A 23,361-nucleotide genomic window follows, 5' to 3' on the forward strand; every position below is an offset into this window, starting at 1 on the left:
ACACCTATCATATAACGGATGCTTAACGAAATATGCCAAGCAAAAATAGGATTGAACCCGTCGTACTTTTCGAGAGAAACGAACAGGAAAACCTGCTATTATGAAGTTAATATCGAGCTTAGAATGAGAGATGTGTGAGGGGAAGTAAAGCCATGCTGGCGGATAAAGTGTTTCAAAAACTAGGCTTACAGATGAGCCCGACAACTAAGCATAACTTGTATAGTGATTTTGGTGCAGCCTGTTTATTTAGTCTCTTTAATGTAGTGTTTAATCAGTTTTATATCGCACTTGCGATTAGACAAGGGGCTACGAATCTGGAAGTCGGGATTTTGGCAGCTGCTCCGGCGATTGGACTGCTGTTCTCGCCGATTTGGGCGGGGAGAATCGAACAATCGAATCCCAAACCTTTTGTCATTATCCCGAATGTAATTGGAAGAGCTCTGTTGTTGCTTCCAGCATTTTTTGGTGCTCCCAGCGTCTATGTTGTGACTGCACTTGTCTTTTATTTGTTAATGGGGGTGCAAGCACCGGCCTATCCTGCGCTAGTTACACGTATGTATCAGCCTGAATTGCGCGGCAGACTAATGGGCTACGTTCGGGTTGCCATGGGAGCTCTTATGATTCCACTTGCTTACTTGGTCGGCTCATGGACGGATAAGTCAGGACCGAGTGGACCGCTGATCGTTGCGGCTATAACGGGTGTAATATCGATTCTTTTCCTAGCCCGGGTTAAGGAGATTGCTTCACCAATCACGGTATCGGCACGCAAATCTTCATTTAAGGAACAGCTCAAGCTTGTGAGAGATCACAGGGAGCTGGTAATATTTTTTGCAGCAACTACTTTGACGGGCTTTGGCAACATATTAGCTAGTCCGCTATATCAGATCATCCAGGTCAGAGAGTTGCAGTTGAACAACATCGAAATTGGGGTTGCGCGTATTTCCTATTATGTGTGTTTATTGGTGGCGTATTTCGTTGTTGGTTGGGTGATCGATCGATTTTCTGCTAAACAAACGTTGGTCTATGGCTTGGTGGCGTTCGCTATTGTTCCGTTACTTTACGGGATTTTTGGAAATTATCCTGCTGTTATTATTGGCAGCGGAATACAAGGAATTGGGGATGCAATCTGGGATATTGGCATTCTTGCGTATATTTTTCGTGTTGTACCTGGACGAGAGGCAGTTGTGTTCGGCTTGCATTTAATGCTGTTTGGTATTCGCGGTTCCATCGCCCCATTAGTAAGCACTGGTCTATCCAATTACGTACCGATTTCGGGTTTGTTATTCACGGCTGCGATTTGCGGGTGCATTGGAATACTTATTTTTTTGCTGCAAAATGGGAACAAGGAAATGGCGGAAGCGGGAGTTCCCCGTTAGGGATGTTTCATTAAAACATCGTTACGCAGGCGTTAGGCTGTCCACCGTAACAATTCATGCATAAGCTTAGGTTTGCCAATGTGGAAGAACAGCTCCTTTTACGGAACGAAGCATTGGGGACTACGAGCCAAAAAGGAGGTCATAGAACTGTGATATCCTATTTGAAACGGGTATATGAAGCATGGATCGACTATCCTCGAAGAAGGGGCGAGGTCATCAGGAATCAATATCAGATTGAACGTTTCCTGGGGATGGGAAGCTATGGTTTAACTTACTTATGTCAAGACAGGAGTTCCGGCAAGGAGGTTGTCGCGAAGCAGGCAAAACCGAGTAAAGGGCAGCTGGGCCAGGAACTATTGCGCCGCGAGGCGGCGATCATGAGCGAATTGGCACATCCCGCCATTCCAAAGTGCTACGCATCCTTCGAAGAATCGAAGCGATTGTATATGATAACCGAATATATCCAGGGGCAGACCGTGGAAGATTTAATTTTTGAACGGGGAGCTCGATTTACGGAAAAGGATGCCATAAGTTTCATACGCCGTTTACTGGACATCGTACACTTCATTCACGAGCATGGCATCGTTCACTTGGATATTCGCATTCCGAATGTCATTCTAGATGGGGAGCGAATGTGTTTGATTGATTTTGGATTAGCTGCTCGTCTAGGAGAGCCTGCTCGGTTAACGAGCGAATCCGATGAAGAGCAAATCCTGAGAAGAACCGTATCCGTCTCTTCCGATCTGTATGCCATTGGTCATTTTCTACTGTATATGCTGTATTCGAGCTTCGAGTCGACCGGTGATCAGGAGGACGTCATACGGGGATGGGAAGAGGAACTGTCGATTTCCGCGCAGACGAAGCATATGCTTCGGAAATTATTGCAAATCGATCCGCCTTACTCGAGTGCACAAGCCTGTATGGAGGAGCTAGATGCAGTACTCGCCATATAAAAAGAAAAAAGCCACTTCCGCGGCTTTGGGTTAGCTGGAGCTTCCACCTCTATTTTTATAATAACCATGCCCTTGATATCGGTGTCCGTACCCTCCACGGTGACTCGAAGAGTAATGTCGAGTAACATGTACTCTGTGATTAGAGCTGCTATGTCGGTAATGTCGACCTCTTCTGGAGTGGAGAAGAGATCCGAGCAATTTACGCAGTAAATATTTGATCATCTTGCAGGCCTCCTTTTGCTGTTTCTCTTCTATACGAAAAGGGGGGCAGGTGGTTTCAGCTAGCCATCCACTTGTGCGTGCAATCGTTCCAGAATGCGCCGCTTGCGATACAGCATTTTCGCTGCTTCGCCGACATCCTTCAGCGTGCCGCGATTGATCCAAGCGCCGAAGAGAATTCCCGCAATTGGGATCAGCTGGAACAGCTTCTTCCACCCCCAATTATCGCGGTATGTGGCGAATACCTCGCGCCAGCCTTGAAGCTGTGAGATCATTTGGACCTTCTCTTTATCCGTAGCGGCGTAGTTCACCAGCTCTTCGAGAATGGCTTTTTTGCCGACGATGTCGGAGGATGAGAATTGCAGGACTTTGATCGTGAAGATCCGCTCCTGCTTATCTTTGGGATCATAGCCATAGCAGATGGCGACTTCTTGAATGGTTTTCAAGGACAGGCCAAGGATGGCCGGAATATCGATAGCCAGTGTCAGAATGCCGCCAATGCCTGTGGTTGCACCTTGCAGGGTAGCCAGCTTCGAACGATTAAGGACAATTTCATTGACTGTCTGATCTAGTACCCGAAGAGGCAGGCGTGCCACCTTTTCGATCGTAAGTCCCTCCGTAAGATCCATTAAGTCTGCCTTGCTCCTCGTGCGTAGATGCACTTCTTCAATATGCCGCAAGGTTCCCTTCTCCGAAATGAGATAGCGCCCTCCGGCTTGCAGATAATTCCCGAGCTCGTCCAAGGCCTCACCAATTTTTTTATTCAAAAACTTCGGTGTTAAGCGATCCAGCACTTGGAAGGGCAGTCGTCCAAGCTTTTCCCAAAACCACAGATCTTTCTGTTCAGCTTCCCAGGCTGCTATCTCATGTAGGGCTTGCTGCAGCTCATTTTGCGTATCCGGATGGTTATTGTGTTCAAAATCATTCATGCTGTGCACAACTCCTTTCTACATCGTATACGTAATTTTTTGAATTTGGATGCAAGGGATCTTCCTAAGCAACCAAATCATTTAACCGGTTGGAAATATCTTGACGTGATATGGCGGGGAGGTGAAAGTAGCTTTCCTGCTATTTTTAACATATCGGCTTCACATCATAAGTCAGCTATAACAACAAGGCAGCTTGCTAGCGCACAAAATTGTGCGCAAGAGCGACATCCTCGGCGCAGGCAGCTTGCTGTGCGCCAGAGCGATAACCATGGCGGAGGCAGCTTGCTAGCGCACAAAAATTGTGCGCAAGAGCGACATCCTCGGCGCAGGCAGTTTGCTAGCGCACAAAAATTGTGCGCAAGAGCGACATCCTCGGCGCAGGCAGCTTGCTAGCGCACAAAAACTGAGCGCAAGAGCGACATTCTCGGCGGAGGCAGCTTGCTAGCGCACAAAAATTGTGCGCAAGAGCGACATCCTCGGCGGAGGCAGCTTGCTAGCGCACAAAAACTGTGCTCAAGAGCGGAATCCTCGGCGGAGGCAGCTTGCTAGCGCACAAAAACTGTGCGCAAGAGCGACAACCTTTGCGCAGGCAGTTTGCTAGCGCACAAAAACCGTGCGCAAGAGCGACATCCTCGGCGGAGGCAGCTTGCTAGCGCACAAAAACTGAGCGCAAGAGCGACATCCATGACAGCCGTAGCTTGCGCACAAGTCTTTTTGCAATAGAATTCGTTCGCAGCAAATCGCCCTAAGGACTGAAACGATGTATTTTTAGCCTCACTCAAGTTAATTCACAATTTAATCAACAGTCTCAAGAATCGAGTTACGTGTGGCGAGAATGGCAAATGGAGTAATGTAAGTCGAAATAATCGACTAACGCATGATCCCAAAAAACCAGCCCCCCGACAAAAGGGGCTGGCTGGTTTCTTGTATTTCCTATTAACTAAATAATTTCTCAATAGCCTCACGCTGCGCTGGTTTAATATTGACCTTAGCACGAATGCTTTTAGCCAGAGCTTCAGCTTCTTCAATGGTCTGACTCTTGCCTAAAGTTATCAAAGTACCCACCGCGACAGCACCCGTTCTGCCGCCGCCACCCGCACAGTGAAACCCGACTTTTTTACCGCTTTGGTAAGCTTCGATCACGTGATTAATGGCTTGCTGAAACAATTGGTCTTGCGGTCCCGCCGCATTATCTCCTAGAGGGACTTGAATCCATTTGGCGTCGCCAGTCGGGTAAGCACACTCCGTTGCTTCGCCACGCAAATCTACAATGATTTCAACGCCCTCATTTTTAACCATATCCTCAACGTCCGAAGCTCCGCCAAAATAAATCCGATCCTCGACCAAGGCTTGATAGTTTTTATGTCTTTTGTCTTCATTAGTGTGCGCGCTTTCCACCAAGAATTGCTCAATCCGCAGCTTAATAGCATCTCTTACTTCACGGAATTTAGCCGTAATTTCTTCTTCCGTTCCGGTTGCTTTAGCAGGGTCATCGAAGCCCCAATGCCATCTTTCCGCCTTATCGTTACGCACAACGGGGCAGTTATCGTTGGCATGACCGCATAATGTAATGATGTAATCGGCTTGGCTTAAAAGATCAGAATCGATCACGTCAGATGTGTTGTGCGAGATATCGATACCAACTTCTTGCATCGTTGCAACAGCTCTTGGGTTTAATCCATGCGCTTCCAAACCTGCGCTTTTCACTTCAAATTTCTCGCTGCCTAAAGCGTTCAAAAATCCATCCGCAATCTGACTGCGGCAGGAATTACCTGTGCAAAGAAAATAAACTAATTTTTTGTTCATGTGGAACATCTCCTTAAGATTGATTTATGTGAGTATACGTAACCATAGGTACAAACCTATAAGTGTGAGGAGTAGTGTTGGGACGGTAAGGATGATACCAATTCTGAAATAATAACCCCAAGTTATTTTTACACCTTTGGTAGATAGAACATGCAGCCATAACAATGTGGCCAAAGAGCCAATTGGCGTGATTTTAGGACCTAAATCGGATCCTATTACATTGGCGTAAATCAACGCTTCACGGATAATTCCATCTGTCCCCGTTCCTTGGATTGCAAGCGCATTGATCATGACCGTCGGCATGTTATTCATGACCGAGGAGAGAATAGCGGCCAGAAAGCCCATTCCCACTGTGGCTACAAACAATCCGTGATCAGATAGTTGCTCGATCAAGCTTCCTAGAGCATCTGTCAGACCGACATTTTTCAAACCATAAACCACGACATACATACCGATTGAAAAAATCACAACAGCCCACGGCGCCTCTTTTATCACTCGTTTAGTTTCAATAACCTTGCTAGAGCGAGCAATAAGAATGAATACTAGCGCCGCGATACCGGCAATGATGGAAACAGGGATCTCAATAAAGCCACTAGTCAGGTAAGCGACTAAAAGAGCACCGAGTATCACCCAGGATAGTCGAAAAAGTTGGATATCCTTGATGGCTTCGGATGGACGCTTCAGCTGAGACATATCGTAGTTTCGCGGAATGTCTTTTCGGAAAAATAGGAAGAGAACAAGCAAGCTCGCTCCTAATGATACTAGACTCGTGACGAACATTCGGCTTGCATAGTTGACAAAATCAATACCAAAGAAATCAGCAGAGACGATGTTGACCAAATTACTGACGACCAGCGGAAGTGAGGTTGTATCTGCGATAAAACCACTTGCCATAATGAAGGGTAGAATCATTCGATCTGGGAACTTCAGAGCTCGAACCATCGCCAGAACAATGGGGGTTAGGATCAGAGCGGCTCCGTCATTCGCAAAAAAAGCTGCAACAGCTGCGCCTAGCAGGATGACATAAATAAATAGCGCTTTTCCGTTACCTTTGGCTATACGTGCCATATGCAGCGCGCACCATTCAAAGAAACCGATCCGATCAAGGATAAGGGAGATCAAAATGATGGCTACAAAAGCCAATGTCGCGTTCCATACGATGCCAGTTACTGTCACGACGTCGTGAAGAGAAACAACTTGGCAGATGAGTGCCAGCAAGGCACCGGCTGAAGCGGACCAACCAATATTTAACCTGTGGGGCTGCCAAATCACAAATGTGAGGGTAAGTAAGAAGATAGAGACTGCTAGAACTGCCATGATTCCTCCTATTGGTTGCTTGATAAATACCGACGTGCATCATAATCAAGCTAGTCACAGCAATGAAGCTGTTCACACGAAGTCGCGTCTACCTTTTCTTTTTGGGAAGGCAAGTGTTGAAATAGCTCTTGTAAGTAGGGTTTATCACTGATGTTTAATGAATAAAATACCCATTGTCCCTTTTTCGTTTCTTTTACTAAACCGCCGTCTTTGAGCTTGCGCATATGTTGGCTTACATTCGGTTGGCTCGTTTGCAAGATCTCAACAATTTCATACACACAAAGTTCTCGCTCTCTGAGAAGTGAAAGTATCGTGAGTCTCATTTTATCTCCCAACAGCTTGAACACATCGGATAACTGCCCGATTTCCACACCAACCACACTCCTTTATGCATTGTAGATCATTATATAATCATTCGCTTATATTTAAAAGTCAAGAAATTGTAAAGTTCATAAGCCTGTAGAAGAAATTGCATAACCCCCATTACATTGACAAATAATACCTATGTTTACCTAATGAGGAGGGTATTAATACAATGAATGATAGTGTTATATACAAACGAGGAGTCGTCCTGTTGATCACCCTGTTGGCAGCCCTGATTGCTTCAGGATGCACACAGAATAAAACGGTCAAAGTCGGTATTGAGCAAAACTTCCGCCCCTATACGTTTATTGAGGGGGGAGAAAAGAAGGGCTTTGAGGTGGATCTATGGCAAGCGATCGCCAAAAAATCCAAATATCAATATGAATTGGTTCCAATGGAAATGGGTGAGTTGAATAAAGGCTTGAAGTCTGGCGCTATCGATTTGGCCATTGCAGGGAAGACCATTTCGGATGCACGCAGTAATGATCTTGAATATTCCGATCCCTATTTTCAAACGAACTTGGTGATTCTTACTGCTTCAGAAAACTCGGCGATCAAAGGGAAAGAAGACTTGGCTCAAAAAGCGATAGCCACCGAAAATGGATCAGCGGGGTATTATTATGCAAGTGAAATTCCAGGGGTGAAAATCCGCAGCTATTCACAAATTACTGATGCCTACAGCGAGTTAAACAACCATACTGTGGATGCCCTTATCGTCGAGGAACGCAATGCACAGGATTTTATCAAAAACACAACGCAAGGAAAAGTAAAAATAGTAGGAGAGCCGTTCAAGAAAGATAGCCTTGCTATTCTGGCGAAAAAGAAAAACAAATACCTCGGTAGGATCAACGAATCGCTCCAATCCGTATCCAAGGACGGCACCTATGAAGATTTGTATGCCAAGTGGTTCGGTGGTAAACCCAAAATGATGCCAAATAAAATCAAAAAAGAATTGGAACATGACTTACTGCACCAGTCGTAAACATGTCATTAAAATAGAAGGGATGGCTTCTCCTGATAGAGAGAGACCATCCTTTCTTTCATTAAGTTGGTATGGAGCGATACTGCTTCGGCGTCATGCACGTGTGCTTCTTAAAAAACTGCATGAAATAGTTGGCATTCAGCCGGCCAGCTTCGCGAGCATATCCACTGTTTTTTCTTCATACAAATGGGTATAAATGTACTCCTGACAAGCTCGGATCGGCTTGGTCACACGGTCGTTAAGGCTCTGCGCGGTGACCATCATCGATACACCTCAGAATCCTACAATTTATCTATGTATTATACCATAAAAGAAAGCGCATCCATGAAATAATAGACGGTGTAGACTTAGACTTTACATCCACAAGGAGGATTCAACAATGAAACGGGATATTCAAGCTTTAATTGCTCAAATGACAGTGGAAGAAAAAGCCGGCATGTGCTCGGGGTTGGATTTTTGGCGTTTAAAAGGTGTGGAACGACTTGGGATTCCTTCCATCATGGTAACGGATGGCCCGCACGGGCTGCGCAAGCAGCAAGGCGGCAGCGACCATCTGGGCATATTCAACAGCGTGCCCGCGATCTGTTATCCTTCGGCGGCTGGTATGGCCAGCTCGTGGGATCGGGAGTTGATCGGCAAGGTAGGTGTCGCGCTCGGGGAAGAGTGCCAAGCGGAAGACGTTGCCGTCCTGCTGGGTCCGGGTGCCAACATCAAGCGTTCGCCGCTGTGTGGACGCAACTTCGAGTATTTCTCGGAAGATCCTTATCTATCCGCTGAAATTGCAACCAGCCATATTCAAGGTGTGCAAAGCCAAGGCGTCGGTACATCGCTCAAGCACTTCGCGGTCAACAATCAGGAACATCGGCGCATGGGAGTTGACGCCATAGTCGATGAGCGCACACTCCGGGAAATTTATTTGGCGAGCTTCGAGGGTGCGGTGAAGAATGGTCAGCCATGGACAGTTATGAGCGCATACAACAAAGTAAATGGAACATTCGCTTCCGAGAATTCCTATTTGCTTACCGATATTTTAAAAGAAGAATGGGGCCATGAAGGCTTTGTCGTCACCGATTGGGGCGCTAACAACAATCGAGTAGACGGTCTTGCAGCTGGACAAGAGCTGGAAATGCCTTCAAGCGGGGGGCTGGGAGATCGGAAAATCGTCGCGGCTGTCCAGGGCGGCGAATTGTCCGAAGAGGCGCTGGATCGAGCGGTTGAACGGATTCTGCGCATTATTTTCATGAGCGTAGATAACAAAAAGCCAAATGCTTCGTACGACCGCGAAGAGCATCATCAACTAGCTCGATCGGTTGCTGGCCAGACGATGGTGCTGCTGAAAAACGAAGACCAACTGCTCCCATTGGAGAAAGGGAAACGAGTGGCGGTCATTGGCGCATTCGCACAAAATCCAAGATATCAAGGCGGCGGAAGCTCCCATATCAAGCCGACGCAAATGGACGTTCCATTTGAAGAAATCAAGAAGCTGGCAGGAGATTCCGCATCGGTCGTGTACGCGCAAGGCTACCATGCAGATAAGGACGATCTTGACGCCGATCTGATCGGAGAGGCGATGAAGGCAGCAAGTAGGGCAGATGTGGTGATCGTTATCGCGGGACTTCCGGATCGATACGAGTCTGAGGGCTATGACCGCAAGCATTTGCAAATGCCAGCGAACCAGACCCAGCTGATCGAAACCATTACAGGCGTGTATAGCAATGTGGCCGTCGTCCTTTTGAATGGATCTCCGATTGAAATGCCTTGGATCGGTAAGGTGAAATCGGTTCTTGAAGCGTATCTTGGCGGTCAGGCGGTAGGCGGCGCAATTGCCGATGTCCTATTCGGCGAAGTGAATCCAAGCGGTAAGCTTGCTGAGACATTCCCAATGAAGCTGAGCGACAACCCGTCGTTCCTATTTTTCCCGGGTGAAGGCAATCGGGTGGAGTACCGCGAAGGTATTTTCGTCGGGTATCGCTACTATGATACGAAACAAGTGAAGCCGTTGTTCCCCTTCGGGCACGGGCTGAGCTATACGACGTTTGAATATGAGAATCTAGTCATCGATCGCTCCGAAATCAAGGATACCGAGTCGGTTCATGTACACGTTACGATTCAAAATACAGGAGCTCGCACGGGGAAAGAAATCGTCCAGCTGTATGTGCGCGACTTGGAAAGCACGGTCATTCGCCCAGCCAAAGAGTTGAAGGGTTTCGCCAAAATCGAGCTTCATCCAGGTGAGAAGCAGACCGTGTCCTTTACGCTGGATAAACGCTCCTTCGCCTATTACAATGTCCAGCTGAAAGATTGGCATGTTGAAACTGGAGATTTTGACATTATGATTGGACGTTCGTCTGAGGACATCGTTGTGAGCGACAGGGTTCATGTCGAATCGACCGTAACCGTGAAAATGATATGCGATAGAAATTCAATGCTTAGCGATCTGTTAAGCGATCCGCAGCGAGCGCCTATCGTGCAAGGTTTACTTCAGAAGTTTCAGGAGGGCATGGGCGTTTCGATGACGGAGCTCCAGTCCGAAGAAGGCATGGGCGAAATGTTTGCGGAAATGATGAAGTATATGCCGCTGCGCAATTTGGTTGCTTTCAGCCAAGGCGCCTTCACGGATGAGATGCTTGACGGACTTGTATATCAATTGAATCAATGATAAAAAGCATGGACACCGTTATAGATTCCTATAAGGGTGTTCATGCTTTTTGGCATGGAAATTATTTGCAATTTACTCGGTTGAGCTGCTCCCTATATTCAGAAGGGCTAAGGGGATGGGGAGGAGCGGGGGGAACAATGGAAACACGGACGAGCTGCGGCGCGCGTGTCCCCCTAGGGGGACATTTGTGTCCCTTGTTGCATGGTGGGAGGTGCTTGTGTATAAGGAGCTGCTTGATGTGCTGGATACATAGGTGCAGAAGTACCCATATCTGGTGTCTCATGTTCAAGATACATCTTGTGGCAATGCATTTTATACAAGCGTGGTATATAAGTAATGTTCCCTGGCATTAGGCTTTCAGGAGATTGAATGTGTGGGTTCATGGCTTCCAGAATCGGCTGGGGAACATTGTATTTCTGAGCCAATTTTCCAAACGTATCTCCTTCTATACATTGATGTTGTGCAAAATAGGTGCCATCCCGATCGTCTTCCCCACGAATGAAGAATGGAAACGCGAAAGGAGAAAGAAAGAAGTAAGGGATTAGTCGACGACGGGGGAAGTAAGGATTGAAGAAAGGACCTCCAAAGCCATAGTGCGGGTATCCAAATCCCCCAAATCCGGGTCCAAATCCGGGTCCAAATCCAGGTCCAAAGTGCCCAAAGCTCATCTGTGATGCCTCCGTTTATTAATGAAGTAGTCATTTGACTATGTATCTTATGGGCTGTTGTCTTAATCGGTTCATAAGGGAGAGTAAGATAGGCTTGTTCGAAGGGGCAACCATGACGGACTGAGGCTTTCGATAGTTGGATATGTTAAAATATTTCAATAGGCAGTTAGAGTCAAATAGATGCGAGGGGAGTGACATATCGATGAAGAATAATCGAAACTGGGCTGGCAATTATGCGTACAGCGCGTCGGAATTTCATGTACCTGTGAACGTGGAAGAAGTACAAGCTTTGGTAGCTCGCAGCAGCCAGATCAAAGTGCTTGGCACGCGACATTCGTTTAACGGCATCGCCGACTGTACGGAAAGCTTAATCTCGCTTCAGAATTTGAATCGCGTGATCTCGCTGGACAGAACGAATCATAAAGTCACCGTCGAAGCTGGCATTCGCTATGGCGAGCTGGGGCAATATCTTCACGCCAATGGGTATGCGCTGCACAATTTGGCTTCTTTGCCTCATATTACAGTGGTTGGTGCATGCGCAACGGCTACTCATGGTTCAGGGGATCGGAATGGCAATCTGGCGACAGCGGTTCATGCAATGGAAGTCATCAAAGCCGATGGGAGTGTGGCCTTGTTCTCTCGGGAGCATCCAGATGGGCTCATCGCGGGAGCAGCCGTTGGACTTGGCGGACTAGGGGTAGTTACGAAAATATCCTTGGATGTTGTCCCCTCCTTCCAGATGAATCAGGTTGTCTACGACAACTTGTCACTGGCGCAGCTTGAGGAGCACTTTGACGATATTTTCACGAGTGGCTATAGTGTTAGCCTGTTTACGAATTGGCAGCAATCGACGTTCAATCAAGTGTGGGTGAAGCAAAAAATAGCGGAACATACTTCCGCCGTCGAGCTGGTGGAACCAGAGTTCTTTGGAGCAACACTTGCTGATAGGCATCGTCATCCGGTGCCAGGTCACACATCCGAGAATTGCAGTGAACAGATGGGGATCCCGGGACCATGGCATGAACGGATGCCGCATTTTCGGATGGATTTCACCCCAAGTGCTGGGGAGGAATTGCAGAGCGAGTACTATGTGCCTCGTCACCATGCCTATGATGCCTTATGTGCGCTCGACAGCATCAAGGAGTTGATATCGCCACTGCTCTATGTTTCTGAGGTACGTACAATTGAAGAGGACGATTTGTGGATGAGTCCTTGTTATAAACAGAAGTCGGTTGCAATCCACTTTACGTGGAAACCGAATTGGGAGGCTGTTAGTCAGGTTCTGCCGATTATTGAGAAGCATCTGGAGCGCTTTCAAGCTCGACCGCATTGGGGCAAACTATTTACGATGCCGCCCGCTCGATTACAATTGCTTTATGAGAAGCTGCCCGACTTTCAGCAGTTGTTGCTCCAATGTGACCCGCACGGAAAGTTCCGCAATACCTTCTTGAAAACGTACATTATGGGGGACTAACGATGAAAAGAATCGGATGCTTCCATGCCCATTATTCCAATATCGAACACATTGAACATGCATTAGGCAGTTTGGATGTAGAACTCATCCATTTTGTCGATCCAGGTCTGGATCGTATCAAAAAGGATGCTGATTTCGGCGCAGAAACCGCTCAAAAGAAAGTGCTTGAAACACTGGATTGGATAGCTAATTGCCATGTAGACGCGATTTTAATAACATGTACTTTTTTTACAGCTATCTACGATGAAGAAGTTCATCGCTATCCCATTCCGATCATCAAAATTGATGATCCTCTGTTCGAGGATATCTGTCAGCTGAATCAGCCTGCGATGGTTGCTTTTACGAATCCGAACACCGTTCAAGGAACGATGAATCAATTAGCTGCCTTTGCGAAAAAGAAGGTCAAAACAATTGATGTGGAGCCTTTGCTAGTGGAGAATACGTTTGAACTCATCATGCAGGGTAAAAAAAGAGAGTACATTCAAGCTGTCTCCCAGGGTTTGATCCAATTTCTGGAGGAAAATCCAACGAAGCATGTGGTTGCTGCCCAGCTTTCGATGGTGCCTGCCGCGCAGGTTGCCGCGAAGCAAAGCAATAGACCCGTTGGGAACCAACTTGACTCGTTGGCGGCCTATTTAAAAACCGTTTTGGCCATATAAACAATGCAGCAAAAAGCCTCGATCCATAATGGATTCGAGGCTTTTAACGCTGTAACGATGAAAAACAACGTTACAGCAGTTGCCCCCGGCCTAATGCCGGTCATTCAGCCGCTGTAACGATGAAAAACAACGTTACAGCAGTTGCCCCCGGCCTAATGCCGGTCATTCAGCCGCTGTAACGATGAAAAACAACGTTACAGAGGTTGCCCCCGGCCTAATGCCGGTCTTTCAGCCGCTGTAACGATGAAAAACAACGTTACAGAGGTTGCCCCGGCCAAATGCCGGTCGTTCAGCCACTGTAACGATGAAAAACAACGTTACAGAGGTTGCCCCGGCCAAATGCCGGTCAATCAGCCGCTGTAACGATGAAAAACAACGTTACAGAGGTTGCCCCCGGCCTAATGCCGGTCATTCAGCCGCTGTAACGATGAAAAACAACGTTACAGAGGTTGCCCCGGCCTAATGCCGGTCGTTCAGCCGCTGTAACGATGAAAAACAACGTTACAGCAGTTGCCCCGGCCTAATGCCGGTCGTTCAGCCGCTGTTCGGTGTTAAGGAATGACCACCGCATTCTTTTCTTGAAGCGTGCTGAGGTCGTTCGCTTTAATTAATCCGTTCGAGACGGTATACAGCGTATCGCCGATATAGAGAACGCGCTGCACCTGTTTGTCACCGGCATAGAAGTATTGGCCGGCCTTTTGCTGCTCATCTTGCGTGAGATGTGTGATGCCTCCGCGGAACTGGAAGCCTTTTTCCAAATCAAGGTTGTAAACGTAGGCCCCCTGGAAAGCAAAGCTTCCGTAAGCGGCAGCCGAATTCTTCGGATTGCTGGCCGCCTGATTTGGATCGATTTTCATCACGTTAACGGGGAAGGAAAGCAGATTCTTCTCCTTGGAGAATAGCAACGCACGGTGATTATGCAGCAGCTCGGAATCGGTTCCACGATCCCCAATCAATTCCTTGAATTTCTCCTTCGGATTATTCACATCGGAAACATCGAACAGCGCCACCTTCATACCCTGGTAATACGCGATGGATTGTGATCCTTTGGTGTCGACCTCGACTGTATCCTTCCCGAACCCAATAATATGGTTTTCATCATACGGATGCAGATAATTGCTGTAGCCAGGAATCTTTAGAGCTCCTAATAATTTTGGCGCAGCAGGATCCTTTAAATCCATGACAAATAGCGGATCTGTGTTTTTGAAAGTAACCATATAAGCCCGGTCGCCCATGAAGCGTGTGGAGTAGATGCGCTCACCTGGTGCGATGTTCTCGATCTTGCCTACTTCCTTCAGGCTCGCGTCGAGAATGTAAACGTGGTTCTTCCACAACCCTATATCTGTTGTCGTAGCAAGACGAAGGTGACCATTATGCTCATCCATGGAGAATTGATTGAGCAGATGTCCAGGTACCTTCCCGGTATTCTTGTACACGGCTTTACCAGTGTTCAGTCCGAATTGATAAATGATCGTCTCCTGCTTTGGAGCTTCAATAGGTGGACTAGCAACATTGGGCCCACCGACTCGGATACCTTGCACAGAAGAGTCTATTGGCATCGGCATCGGTTGAAAGCGCATTTGTTCATAGCTTGTAGCCGCCACATATAAGTTTTCTTCAGAAGCGTACACGTTCTGTCCCGAGCCGAGGTACGACGTGACATCCATCGTCTGAGCCAAGTTATTCAGGTTAATGCCTCCGATGAGCACATAGTTAGGCTCTAAGGCTTTGGGCAAATAATAAATCCGATCCAACGGAATGGAAGTGAAGGAATCACCAGCTGAGGAATCCCGATAAGATGGGGCTAGTTCTTTTTGAGCTGCTGCTTGATCCGTCATCTCCCGGTATTGATAGTAATTGACATACTTATTAGCTATAAAATAGAGCGAAGATCCGATTTTGCGAGATGACACGTAATTTCCTTCAAGCTCAGCCTCTTTCACAAGCTTCAAGTTACTCCGGTCTGTGAGATCGTAAATCATGACTTTCGTTGTTGCCTGCGTTCTGATCGGAGATATCCTTCTCTTTTCTGTAATGCCGATGCTTGGGGACTCATTGTAAGGCACTGGTTTCAGATCCTGATAAGAATGACCCAGCACGATGAGATGGTTGTCGTCCACGTAGATTTCACTTGGTTGGAACTGCGTGACTTGCGTTTTAGGAAAATCAAGGATACTCAGCACTTTCATCTGCTCAGCCGGATAAGCTTGTGTGACTACGATGCGCTGCTTATTCACGGTATAGATGTATTGTCCATCTGACTTGACGACATCGGATTCATCCACGCCTTGGACTTGTACGTTCGTTCCAGAGTATTCGGGTGCAGCAGCCTTGCTAGCTGTATCTTGCATTGCGACACCAGCACTGCTGGCGGCAGCTGGCGCTGAGGAGGTACTCAGGGATTCTTTTTTGAATTCATTAACCATTTTGCCATCTGTAAACGAATAGTTAGGTTCATTCTGCGTCAACAAAGTGACCAAGTGGTCATAGGTTCCGACAACCGGCAAGCTGTCAGCCTGCTTCGTAATGTTCACAGAGCTGGTTGCAGAGTCCCACCGGACAACAAGATTGGCGCTTTCCATGAAGAAACGCAGCGGTACGTAAAGAGAGTCATCCACGATTCGCGTGATGCCTGACATGGTAGTTGCATTCCCGTTGACATACGCATAATCCGCATTCAATGGCAATTTGAGCTCGTACCCCTTGCCAGTAATCACCGCAGTACGTTCAGTTTCTTGCCACGTCACGTCCATGTCTAAAGCGTTTGCAAGATCCCGTACAGAAGCCATTAGAATTCCGTCCATCATGCGAGTTTGCTTCGAGAAAGCGATCGGCTGGTCCTCGAGCTTAATCACAGTTTCCTGACCAGCTTTCGAAGTCACAGGCGTAAAAGCGGATGTTAAGATTATCGCGGTAAGCAGGAGGCCGGCGGCCCAAACCTTTTTCTTCATCTATCTCATCCTTTGCTTAGTTAGTGTTCGTTACCATTATTTTTATCTGTACCCATTTAACGGATAGAAAGGTGAATTTGTTTCGCTTATTTTAAAATATTTTTACAACGTTGAAAATAGCGATAAGTACCCTTTTTGGTATAAAATAGGTATATGAAAAATATGGAGAAAATGAGTCGTCGTTCCTTTATAAAAAAGGGTCTGCTGCTTGGCGGTGGTTTACTGGCAGTCCCCCCAGTAAGTTATGGCTACGCGACGTGGCTGGAGCCCCGATGGTTGCAAGTCGAGCGCATTACGCTGTCGTTTCCTACACTGCCTGAGGCATTCAAGGGGTTGCGCGTGGTGCAATTCAGTGATCTGCATTTCGGCTTCCACCTGGATGTCAAACAATTAGCTAACGTCGCGCATGTCATTCAAGCGGAAAAACCGGATATCGTATGCTTTACTGGCGATCTCGTCGATTATGCGATTGGACCGTCTGGTCAGGCAATTCGAGAGGTATTGCGTACGATCACAGCGACTTACGGCTGCTATGCCGTACTCGGCAATCATGATTACTATGGAGATGTAGAAGAAGTAGCGGACGTTCTTGAAGGCGGTGGCTTCCACTGCCTGCGCAATAAGGGTATGCGGATACAGAAGGGCAATCAATCCATTTGGATCGCAGGCATCGAGGATATGTGGGAGGGTGTCCCTGATCTCAAAGCCGCTATGAAGTCGGTAAAAAAAGAAGAGTGGGTGCTCCTGTTATCCCATGCACCAGATTTCGCCGATGTTGCTGCTGTTGAACCTATTCAGTTGCAGCTCTCAGGACATTCCCACGGTGGTCAAGTGAGACTACCGATTATCGGACCGCTGGCATCTGTGCCTTATGGCGTCAAATACCCGGCTGGGCTGTATCATGTTGGGCTTAATAAGTCACTAGCCCTCTATACGAATCGAGGAATCGGTGTGTCGGTACAACCCATTCGGTTCATGTGCCGACCTGAAATAACGGTGTTTACGTTGGATTAAATGAATGGGCCGTCCCAAAAGGTTATTTTGACCTTAAGGGACGGCTTTTTGCTCATTACGAAAAAGAGATTAACCGATATCGGTCCCGCATATTTAATAAAGTAAAGCAGCAAGTTCTTCTGGCAAAAGTAACACAAAGTTAGGGAAGGTTGTGGTTCCATTGCCAAATTATCGAAATGAGCGAATCGTAAAATTTGTGGGGATTTTCTTAGGACTAATTATATTATCATTCATAGCTAGTCAATTCTTAAGTGGTTTGTTAGACCCTGTTGGTGATGAAGGTACAATAATCGTTCTCTGCATCGTAATTTCTATTCAATTGTCCTTGCTTACTGCTATTGTACTTACAAGACAAAAGAAATGAATGTGTCGAAACGGCTGTTCCTTTACTAAAAAAGGCAAGTAATCACATTTCGCGTGATTACTTGCCTTTCATATTTATATGGTTACTTGGTCCGGTCTTGATCGACGGGCTATAAGAAGCAGCAGTGATTTTGCTTCGTTCCCTACGAGAACTTAAATTTGCAGATTAATTTACCTAACAAGAAAGTCCCACCTCAGTTTGACAGAGGTGGGATTTTTTTTCTGGAAAATTGAAGTGGGTGTTCTTGATGACAAAGCGTATAATGAATTCGAAGCAACTGATCCTTCTGGCTAGAAAGGAGTCCTCATGCAAACGTATAGCCTGATCGAAAATCTTTTATTTCCTCCGATATCCTTGAACAGACAGAAGCTGGAGAAGCAGTTAGAAGGAAAGACGGTGCTCATAACTGGTGCCAGTTCCGGAATAGGCGAGCAGCTCGCTTATCTCCTCTCTGACATGCAAGTTCATCTGATCTTGGTGGCTAGACGCGAGGTCAAGCTCTTAGCTATGCAAAGTGAAATCGAAACGAAAGCAGCGCGAGTAAGTGTGTTCCCTGCGGATCTTCGAGATGAAAAGGACATGGAGGGGTTGCTGAGCTTTCTCCATCAGCTTCCAGATGGGTTGGATATCGTCGTTAGCAATGCGGGCCATTCGATCAAGCGTTCAATAAGGCAGTCATTGGACCGCTATCACGATTATACGCGGACCATGGCGATTAATTATTTTGCCCCAGTTCAACTGCTGTTGTCTACCGTACCACTTCTTGAGAAAAGCCAAGGGCACGTCATAAATATCTCGACGATCAATGCCATGCTGCTCCCTTTGCCGCATTGGGCGGCGTATCAGGCATCGAAGATCGCCTTCGACACCTGGTTTCGTTCGGCCGCTCCCGAGTTAAACAGGATGGGGATCGCCACGACCTCCATGTACCTTCCACTCGTTCGAACTCCCATGATGCTGCCAACCGCTGCGTATCGGAACATGCCTGCCATGACTCCACAGCATGTTGCCAAGATGATAGGTAAAGCGATCTATACGCGAAGGCATGTTTTCAAACCATGGTGGCTGATCTTCGGACAGCTAGCTTCCGTTCTGTTCAGAAGATATTGGGAAACTGCCATGCCAAGGATGCTTGGGAAAAAGGATAATAGCCATGAGAATGTTTAAACTGATTTATGTGTTATACACAATTAGACTGCTCTCACTGCTTGCGTTGTTTCGTTTAGCTTCTGCCATAACTACCTCAGGCATCAATCTGATGACTTTACTGCATTTTGCAGCTAGAAGTTACGGGGACAAAATCGCTTTAGTAGACGAGCAAGAAACCCTAACCTACAACCAATTGTTTGCACAATCCAATCAGTTAGCGACCGTATTGAGAATGAGGTATCAACTTGGGATCGGCAAGAAGGTGGGCTTTTTGTGCAAGAATCATGCTTCTTTGGTGAAGGCCATCTATGCGGTTTCTGTTACGGGGGCGGATAGTTATCTCCTAAATGCAGAAATGAGCAAGGGGCAATTGCAAGCGATTCTGGCGCGTAAAGAGTTGGACCTCTTGGTCTATGACGAGGAGGTAAGCTCCTTGCTTGAGCAAACTACGTACACGAATGCCAAATTGCCCAGTTATCATGATACCTTGCCAGCGATAAATAACATGCTTTTTGCAGCTTTCGACGAAAAACAAACACACAAACAACGACGAGCTTCCTCTGGGAAACTAGTTCTGCTGACAGGCGGAACCACAGGAAACGCCAAAGAAGCGGCACACAAACCTTCGCTATTCAATTATTTGGATCCTTTTACAGACTTCCTGAAGAGACTCCGAATTATGAAAAAAAATACTGCGTATATTGCGACACCCATTTATCATGGTTATGGCGTAGCGGTGTTGCTTTTATTCTGCGCTTTGGGCAAAAAAGTCGTGATTTATCGCGGTTTCGATGCAGAGAAAGCATGCCGATTGATTCGGAAGCATCAGGTTGATATCGTAACGGTTGTTCCCTTAATGTTACATAAAATGTTAAAAACGAATGTAAACGATATGAAATCACTCTCTTGCATTGCTTCAGGCGGTGCAGAGCTCAATCCCAAACTGGTTAAAGAGACGATGCGTCAACTAGGAGAAGTGTTGTACAATCTGTATGGTACTTCGGAAGCGGGCCTGAATATTATCGCTGTTCCACAGGATTTGACCTACTCCGCACATACGATCGGCAGGAAGATGAAGGGTGCCCAGTTCAAAATCATGAATGATCAGAAGGAAGAAGTTGAGGTCGGCAGCGTAGGTCAATTTTGTATAAAAAACAGTTGGTCTATGAGAAACAAGGCTGATGCCTGGATTGAAACCGGTGATTTGGGTTATCAAGATGAGCAGGGTTATTATTTTCTGTGTGGGAGAGCGGACAGTATGATTGTCTCAGCGGGGGAAAATGTCTATCCTTTGGAAGTGGAACAAATCGTGCGGGGTCACCCTCTCGTTGAGGATGCGGCCGTCATCGGGATCTCGGATGAGTATTTTGGGCAGCGGTTGAAAGCTTTGGTTCAATTGACTCCTGATGCGATAATAACAACAGAGGAGCTGTTGGAATGGCTGCGCACCCGATTGGCACGATTCCAGTTGCCGAAAGAAATCGTCCTCGTTGATCATTTGCCTTATACACCTTTAGGTAAATTGGATAGAAAAGTGTTGAACTAGGCTTTTATATATCATTAATAAAGAAGGAGGTTAGGATGAACAGATCTGAATATAAAGATTTTTACGATAAGATTGGAAGATTGAATGGTTGGGATTTCAGTCAGTTAAAGACAACTTCTGAGGGCGAACAATGGGATTTCTACAAGGAAGTGACCCAAAGATGCAAGCCACACGATATTTTATTAGATATAGGTACGGGTGGTGGTGAGGCTTTATTAACCATCGCGGATGCGGCACTATTGCTCGTTGGTATTGATAACTCCACAGGAATGATCGAGTCAGCCAATCATAATTTGAAAAAATCCAACAAAACAAATATCCGATTTTTACAAATGGATGCTGAAGAATTGGCGTTCCCTGCTTGTTTTTTTAATGTGGTGTCCTGCCGGCATAGTGAGTTTAACGCCAAAGAGGTTGCAAATTCTTTAGCCAATGATGGTGTATTCTTAACGCAGCAGGTTGGGGAAGCGGATAAATTAAATTTGAAGCAGGCTTTTGGAAGAGGGCAGCAATTTCATGTTGAGGATGGTTTATTAAAAGATACATATATCGCAGAATTAGGCGAAGCAGGTTTCCGTGAGATTCAATATTATGAATATAACGCAACAGAGTATTTTCAAACCTACGAGGATTTGGTTTTCTTCTTGAGATTCACGCCTGTCATACCAAATTTCGGGCAAATGGATAACGATTTTGATAACCTTCGAACATTTATTGAAGCCAATCAAACAGAGAAGGGAATACGGACGAACTCCAAAAGATTTATGATAATTGCGAAGAAATAATCCCCCCAAAAAAAGGAGCAATGAAGCTATGTACGAACATCTCGTTGTATTCAAGTTCAATAGCAACATCACGCCAGTCAAACAGCAGGAATTACTGGACCAATTACTCGCGTTTCGGGATCGTATTCCCGGGATATGTGAGTTAAGTGCAGGCATCAACGTAACAGAAGAAACTCAAAATATAAAGGGTTACACGCTAGGATTACGGGTTACTTTCGAAGACCTTGCGTCCTTACGTTCTTATGGTCCGCATCCGGTTCATCAGGAGTTTGTTCAATCGCTGGATGGCCTGCTGGAAGATGTGATCGTAGTTGATTACCCGAAGGTTTAATCACTCAGTACGAGGCTGCCGACATAAATCGGTAGCCTCGTTGCGTCTGAATAGAGATTAGTGACGGTTTACTCCTGTCAGATGGTATATACAAGCTCACCGAACATACAATGAGATTGTACAAGATACTGCTTGACGATGGGGGCACTATGAATCCTAAAACACGTATGATCTTACAAATCGCCGCGACTTACATGGGGACAGTTGTTGGTGCAGGATTTGCCTCGGGGCAGTCTATCATGCATTTCTTCACGATATACGGAGCCTATGGCGGAGTTGGGATCTTGATTGCAACGTTCTTTTTTATATGGATTGGTACGAAAATGATGATTCTCTCCCACAGACTTAAAGCCTCCTCCTACCAGGAGCTCAATTATTATCTATTTGGAGATATTTTTGGGAAAGTCGCGAATACATTGACGTTTATCATCTTATTTGGCGTAACCGCTGTGATGATGTCCGGTACGGGCTCTATTTTTGAGGAGCAGCTGGGGCTGCCTTATCAATTTGGTATTATCATTAGTATTTTGCTGAGCTATCTGGTTATGAGTAAAGAAATGAATGGCATTTTGGCGGCCAATTCGCTTGTGATGCCTTTGATGCTTTTTTTCATGGTCCTTGTGATCATCCGAGTTGTTGACGTGAATGGAATTGGGGAAGCTACGAATTGGCAAGGGCAGCAATCATTGAATCATTTCAAATGGATCATTAGTCCTTTCACCTATGTCGCATTGAATTTTGCTTTTGCTCAGGCGGTCTTGGTGCCATTGGGTAGTGTGGTGAAAGATGAGAGTATCTTGAAATGGGGAGGTATTTGGGGTGGCATAGGGCTTGGCGTTATGCTGTTTATTAGCCATTTTGCGATACATTCACGGATGCCCGAGATATTGAGTTTTGATATTCCGATGGCTGAAATTATTCGAGATTTCGGGCAGTTTTTCCATGTTCTATTCATATTGGTCATATACGGGGAAATATTAACAACGATTATTGGAAATGTGTTTGGAATCACCCGACATATTGGGCGTATTTATTCGCTTCCTAGGAATTGGATAGTTCTAGCTATTTTGTTTACCTGTTTGTTAATCAGTCAGGTTGGTTTCACATCACTTCTAACTTATTTGTATCCGCTCTTCGGGTATATGGGGATGATTCTTCTTGTTTTTTTAGTCGTAAAACCTATACCTAGTAAGTAATTTTTTGTAAAAAATCGAAGGAGCATTAGTCATGCTAGTAAGAAAAATAACTGATTTGGAGATTCGACGTCTAGGGCATAGGGATGTTTCGAATATTAGGGCACTTATGGTTGATGTCGTATCTCGTCTGTCTTCCCAAGATCTTTTTGCGATGGGCGACGAAGCGTACTTACACACGCATGTTCAAGAAAAAGGTGAAATCTACGGCGCATTTCTACAAGGTGAGCTTGTTGCCTATACAGTTCTGGCATTCCCCGGACGGAGTGAAAGTAATCTTGGCAGAGAGTTTGGGGTGCCTGAGCAAGAGTTGCCTGAAGTAGCTGTTCTAGATGCAACAATCGTCCATGAAACTGTTCGGGGCTTGGGTTTGCAACGATATTTCCATGAGTTACGTGAACAACGCGCTCGAGAAAACGGCTGCAGATATCTGTACTCAACCGTTTCTCCCTACAATGCTGTGAGCATTGCAAATCTAGAAGCGGAGGGATTCATCCTTCAATTTACCCGATTGATGTACGGTGGCAAATTGCGGCATTGCTATGCGAAGAGGTTATAGTTATCGTCCGGTTTTCAAATTGTGATGCGACGCCTGTAAGTTATATTCAACATCATGACCATAT

20 protein-coding genes and 1 pseudogene are annotated in these 23,361 nt (G+C 46.2%); 13 read left to right on the forward strand and 8 right to left on the reverse strand.

Features of this window, described 5'->3' with window-relative positions; all coding sequences use genetic code 11:
- The first annotated feature begins 152 nt into the window (after nucleotides 1–152).
- Together AC58QO_RS22315 and AC58QO_RS22320 are read left to right on the forward strand one after the other, a co-directional pair.
- Nucleotides 153–1,376 carry an MFS transporter gene (locus AC58QO_RS22315; protein ID WP_497269357.1) on the forward strand — a complete coding sequence of 408 codons (1,224 nt, stop codon included), beginning with the start codon at nucleotides 153–155 and terminating at the stop codon, nucleotides 1,374–1,376.
- 149 nt (nucleotides 1,377–1,525) lie between these two features.
- On the forward strand, nucleotides 1,526–2,329 hold the full coding sequence (locus AC58QO_RS22320) for a serine/threonine protein kinase (protein WP_497269359.1): 804 nt from the start codon (nucleotides 1,526–1,528) through the stop codon (nucleotides 2,327–2,329).
- Nucleotides 2,330–2,610: 281 nt separating this feature from the next.
- Here AC58QO_RS22320 and AC58QO_RS22325 read toward each other — a convergent pair whose 3' ends face one another.
- The 5 genes and pseudogenes from AC58QO_RS22325 to AC58QO_RS22345 all read right to left on the reverse strand — a co-directional run bounded on the left by AC58QO_RS22325 (nucleotide 2,611) and on the right by AC58QO_RS22345 (nucleotide 6,971).
- A complete protein-coding gene (locus AC58QO_RS22325) occupies nucleotides 2,611–3,477 on the reverse strand; it encodes an EcsC family protein (protein ID WP_497269361.1) in 867 nt (288 codons plus the stop codon).
- A gap of 936 nt (nucleotides 3,478–4,413) precedes the next feature.
- Nucleotides 4,414–4,875, reverse strand: coding sequence for a protein-tyrosine phosphatase family protein (locus tag AC58QO_RS22330; protein WP_497269621.1), 462 nt, complete (start codon nucleotides 4,873–4,875; stop codon nucleotides 4,414–4,416).
- Nucleotides 4,870–5,283: pseudogene (arsC, locus tag AC58QO_RS22335) on the reverse strand (arsenate reductase (thioredoxin)); the annotation flags it as partial. The pseudogene arsC and the gene AC58QO_RS22330, both read right to left, overlap by 6 nt.
- Nucleotides 5,284–5,307: 24 nt before the next feature.
- Nucleotides 5,308–6,600, reverse strand: coding sequence for an arsenic transporter (locus AC58QO_RS22340; RefSeq protein WP_497269362.1), 1,293 nt, complete (start codon nucleotides 6,598–6,600; stop codon nucleotides 5,308–5,310).
- Between the two features lie 50 nt (nucleotides 6,601–6,650).
- Complete coding sequence (locus AC58QO_RS22345; RefSeq protein ID WP_497269364.1) at nucleotides 6,651–6,971, reverse strand: ArsR/SmtB family transcription factor; 321 nt, start codon at nucleotides 6,969–6,971, stop codon at nucleotides 6,651–6,653.
- Between the two features lie 164 nt (nucleotides 6,972–7,135).
- Here AC58QO_RS22345 and AC58QO_RS22350 point away from each other — a divergent pair, with 164 nt between their 5' ends.
- On the forward strand, nucleotides 7,136–7,945 hold the full coding sequence (locus tag AC58QO_RS22350) for a transporter substrate-binding domain-containing protein (protein ID WP_497269366.1): 810 nt from the start codon (nucleotides 7,136–7,138) through the stop codon (nucleotides 7,943–7,945).
- A 138-nt stretch (nucleotides 7,946–8,083) separates the two neighbouring features.
- Here AC58QO_RS22350 and AC58QO_RS22355 read toward each other — a convergent pair whose 3' ends face one another.
- Nucleotides 8,084–8,206 (reverse strand): hypothetical protein, encoded by a 123-nt coding sequence (locus AC58QO_RS22355; protein ID WP_497269368.1) that lies wholly within the window; start codon nucleotides 8,204–8,206, stop codon nucleotides 8,084–8,086.
- A 118-nt stretch (nucleotides 8,207–8,324) separates the two neighbouring features.
- Here AC58QO_RS22355 and AC58QO_RS22360 point away from each other — a divergent pair, with 118 nt between their 5' ends.
- Nucleotides 8,325–10,604: a beta-glucosidase gene (locus AC58QO_RS22360; RefSeq protein ID WP_497269369.1), complete on the forward strand. Its 2,280-nt coding sequence runs from the start codon at nucleotides 8,325–8,327 to the stop codon at nucleotides 10,602–10,604.
- A gap of 173 nt (nucleotides 10,605–10,777) precedes the next feature.
- On the opposite strand, the gene AC58QO_RS22365 is transcribed toward AC58QO_RS22360, so the two are convergent.
- Nucleotides 10,778–11,272 carry a LysM peptidoglycan-binding domain-containing protein gene (locus tag AC58QO_RS22365; protein WP_497269371.1) on the reverse strand — a complete coding sequence of 165 codons (495 nt, stop codon included), beginning with the start codon at nucleotides 11,270–11,272 and terminating at the stop codon, nucleotides 10,778–10,780.
- A gap of 202 nt (nucleotides 11,273–11,474) precedes the next feature.
- Here AC58QO_RS22365 and AC58QO_RS22370 point away from each other — a divergent pair, with 202 nt between their 5' ends.
- Both AC58QO_RS22370 and AC58QO_RS22375 read left to right on the forward strand, forming a co-directional pair.
- Nucleotides 11,475–12,746, forward strand: coding sequence for an FAD-binding protein (locus AC58QO_RS22370; protein WP_497269372.1), 1,272 nt, complete (start codon nucleotides 11,475–11,477; stop codon nucleotides 12,744–12,746).
- 2 nt (nucleotides 12,747–12,748) lie between these two features.
- Nucleotides 12,749–13,405: a hypothetical protein gene (locus AC58QO_RS22375; RefSeq protein ID WP_497269373.1), complete on the forward strand. Its 657-nt coding sequence runs from the start codon at nucleotides 12,749–12,751 to the stop codon at nucleotides 13,403–13,405.
- A gap of 551 nt (nucleotides 13,406–13,956) precedes the next feature.
- Here AC58QO_RS22375 and AC58QO_RS22380 read toward each other — a convergent pair.
- Complete coding sequence (locus tag AC58QO_RS22380) at nucleotides 13,957–16,356, reverse strand: beta-propeller domain-containing protein (RefSeq protein WP_497269375.1); 2,400 nt, start codon at nucleotides 16,354–16,356, stop codon at nucleotides 13,957–13,959.
- Between the two features lie 162 nt (nucleotides 16,357–16,518).
- Between AC58QO_RS22380 and AC58QO_RS22385 the strand changes: the two genes are divergently transcribed.
- The 7 genes from AC58QO_RS22385 to AC58QO_RS22415 all read left to right on the forward strand — a co-directional run bounded on the left by AC58QO_RS22385 (nucleotide 16,519) and on the right by AC58QO_RS22415 (nucleotide 23,297).
- Entirely contained in the window at nucleotides 16,519–17,370 is an 852-nt protein-coding gene (locus AC58QO_RS22385) for a metallophosphoesterase (protein ID WP_497269377.1), read from the forward strand.
- A gap of 670 nt (nucleotides 17,371–18,040) precedes the next feature.
- Nucleotides 18,041–18,901, forward strand: a complete 861-nt coding sequence (locus AC58QO_RS22390; RefSeq protein ID WP_497269379.1) for an SDR family NAD(P)-dependent oxidoreductase — start codon at nucleotides 18,041–18,043, stop codon at nucleotides 18,899–18,901.
- Nucleotides 18,888–20,429, forward strand: a complete 1,542-nt coding sequence (locus AC58QO_RS22395) for an AMP-binding protein (RefSeq protein WP_497269380.1) — start codon at nucleotides 18,888–18,890, stop codon at nucleotides 20,427–20,429. Before AC58QO_RS22390 ends, AC58QO_RS22395 begins: the two co-directional genes overlap by 14 nt.
- 35 nt (nucleotides 20,430–20,464) lie before the next feature.
- Nucleotides 20,465–21,214, forward strand: coding sequence for a class I SAM-dependent methyltransferase (locus AC58QO_RS22400; protein WP_497269382.1), 750 nt, complete (start codon nucleotides 20,465–20,467; stop codon nucleotides 21,212–21,214).
- A gap of 28 nt (nucleotides 21,215–21,242) precedes the next feature.
- The gene (locus AC58QO_RS22405) at nucleotides 21,243–21,545 is read left to right on the forward strand and encodes a Dabb family protein (RefSeq protein ID WP_497269384.1); all 303 of its coding nucleotides are present in this window, start codon (nucleotides 21,243–21,245) and stop codon (nucleotides 21,543–21,545) included.
- A 149-nt stretch (nucleotides 21,546–21,694) separates the two neighbouring features.
- The gene (locus AC58QO_RS22410; protein WP_497269386.1) at nucleotides 21,695–22,741 is read left to right on the forward strand and encodes a YkvI family membrane protein; all 1,047 of its coding nucleotides are present in this window, start codon (nucleotides 21,695–21,697) and stop codon (nucleotides 22,739–22,741) included.
- 31 nt (nucleotides 22,742–22,772) lie between these two features.
- Nucleotides 22,773–23,297, forward strand: coding sequence for a GNAT family N-acetyltransferase (locus AC58QO_RS22415; RefSeq protein ID WP_497269388.1), 525 nt, complete (start codon nucleotides 22,773–22,775; stop codon nucleotides 23,295–23,297).
- Nucleotides 23,298–23,361 lie beyond the last annotated feature (64 nt).

It is taken from the genome of Paenibacillus sp. J31R30 (assembly GCF_059692115.1).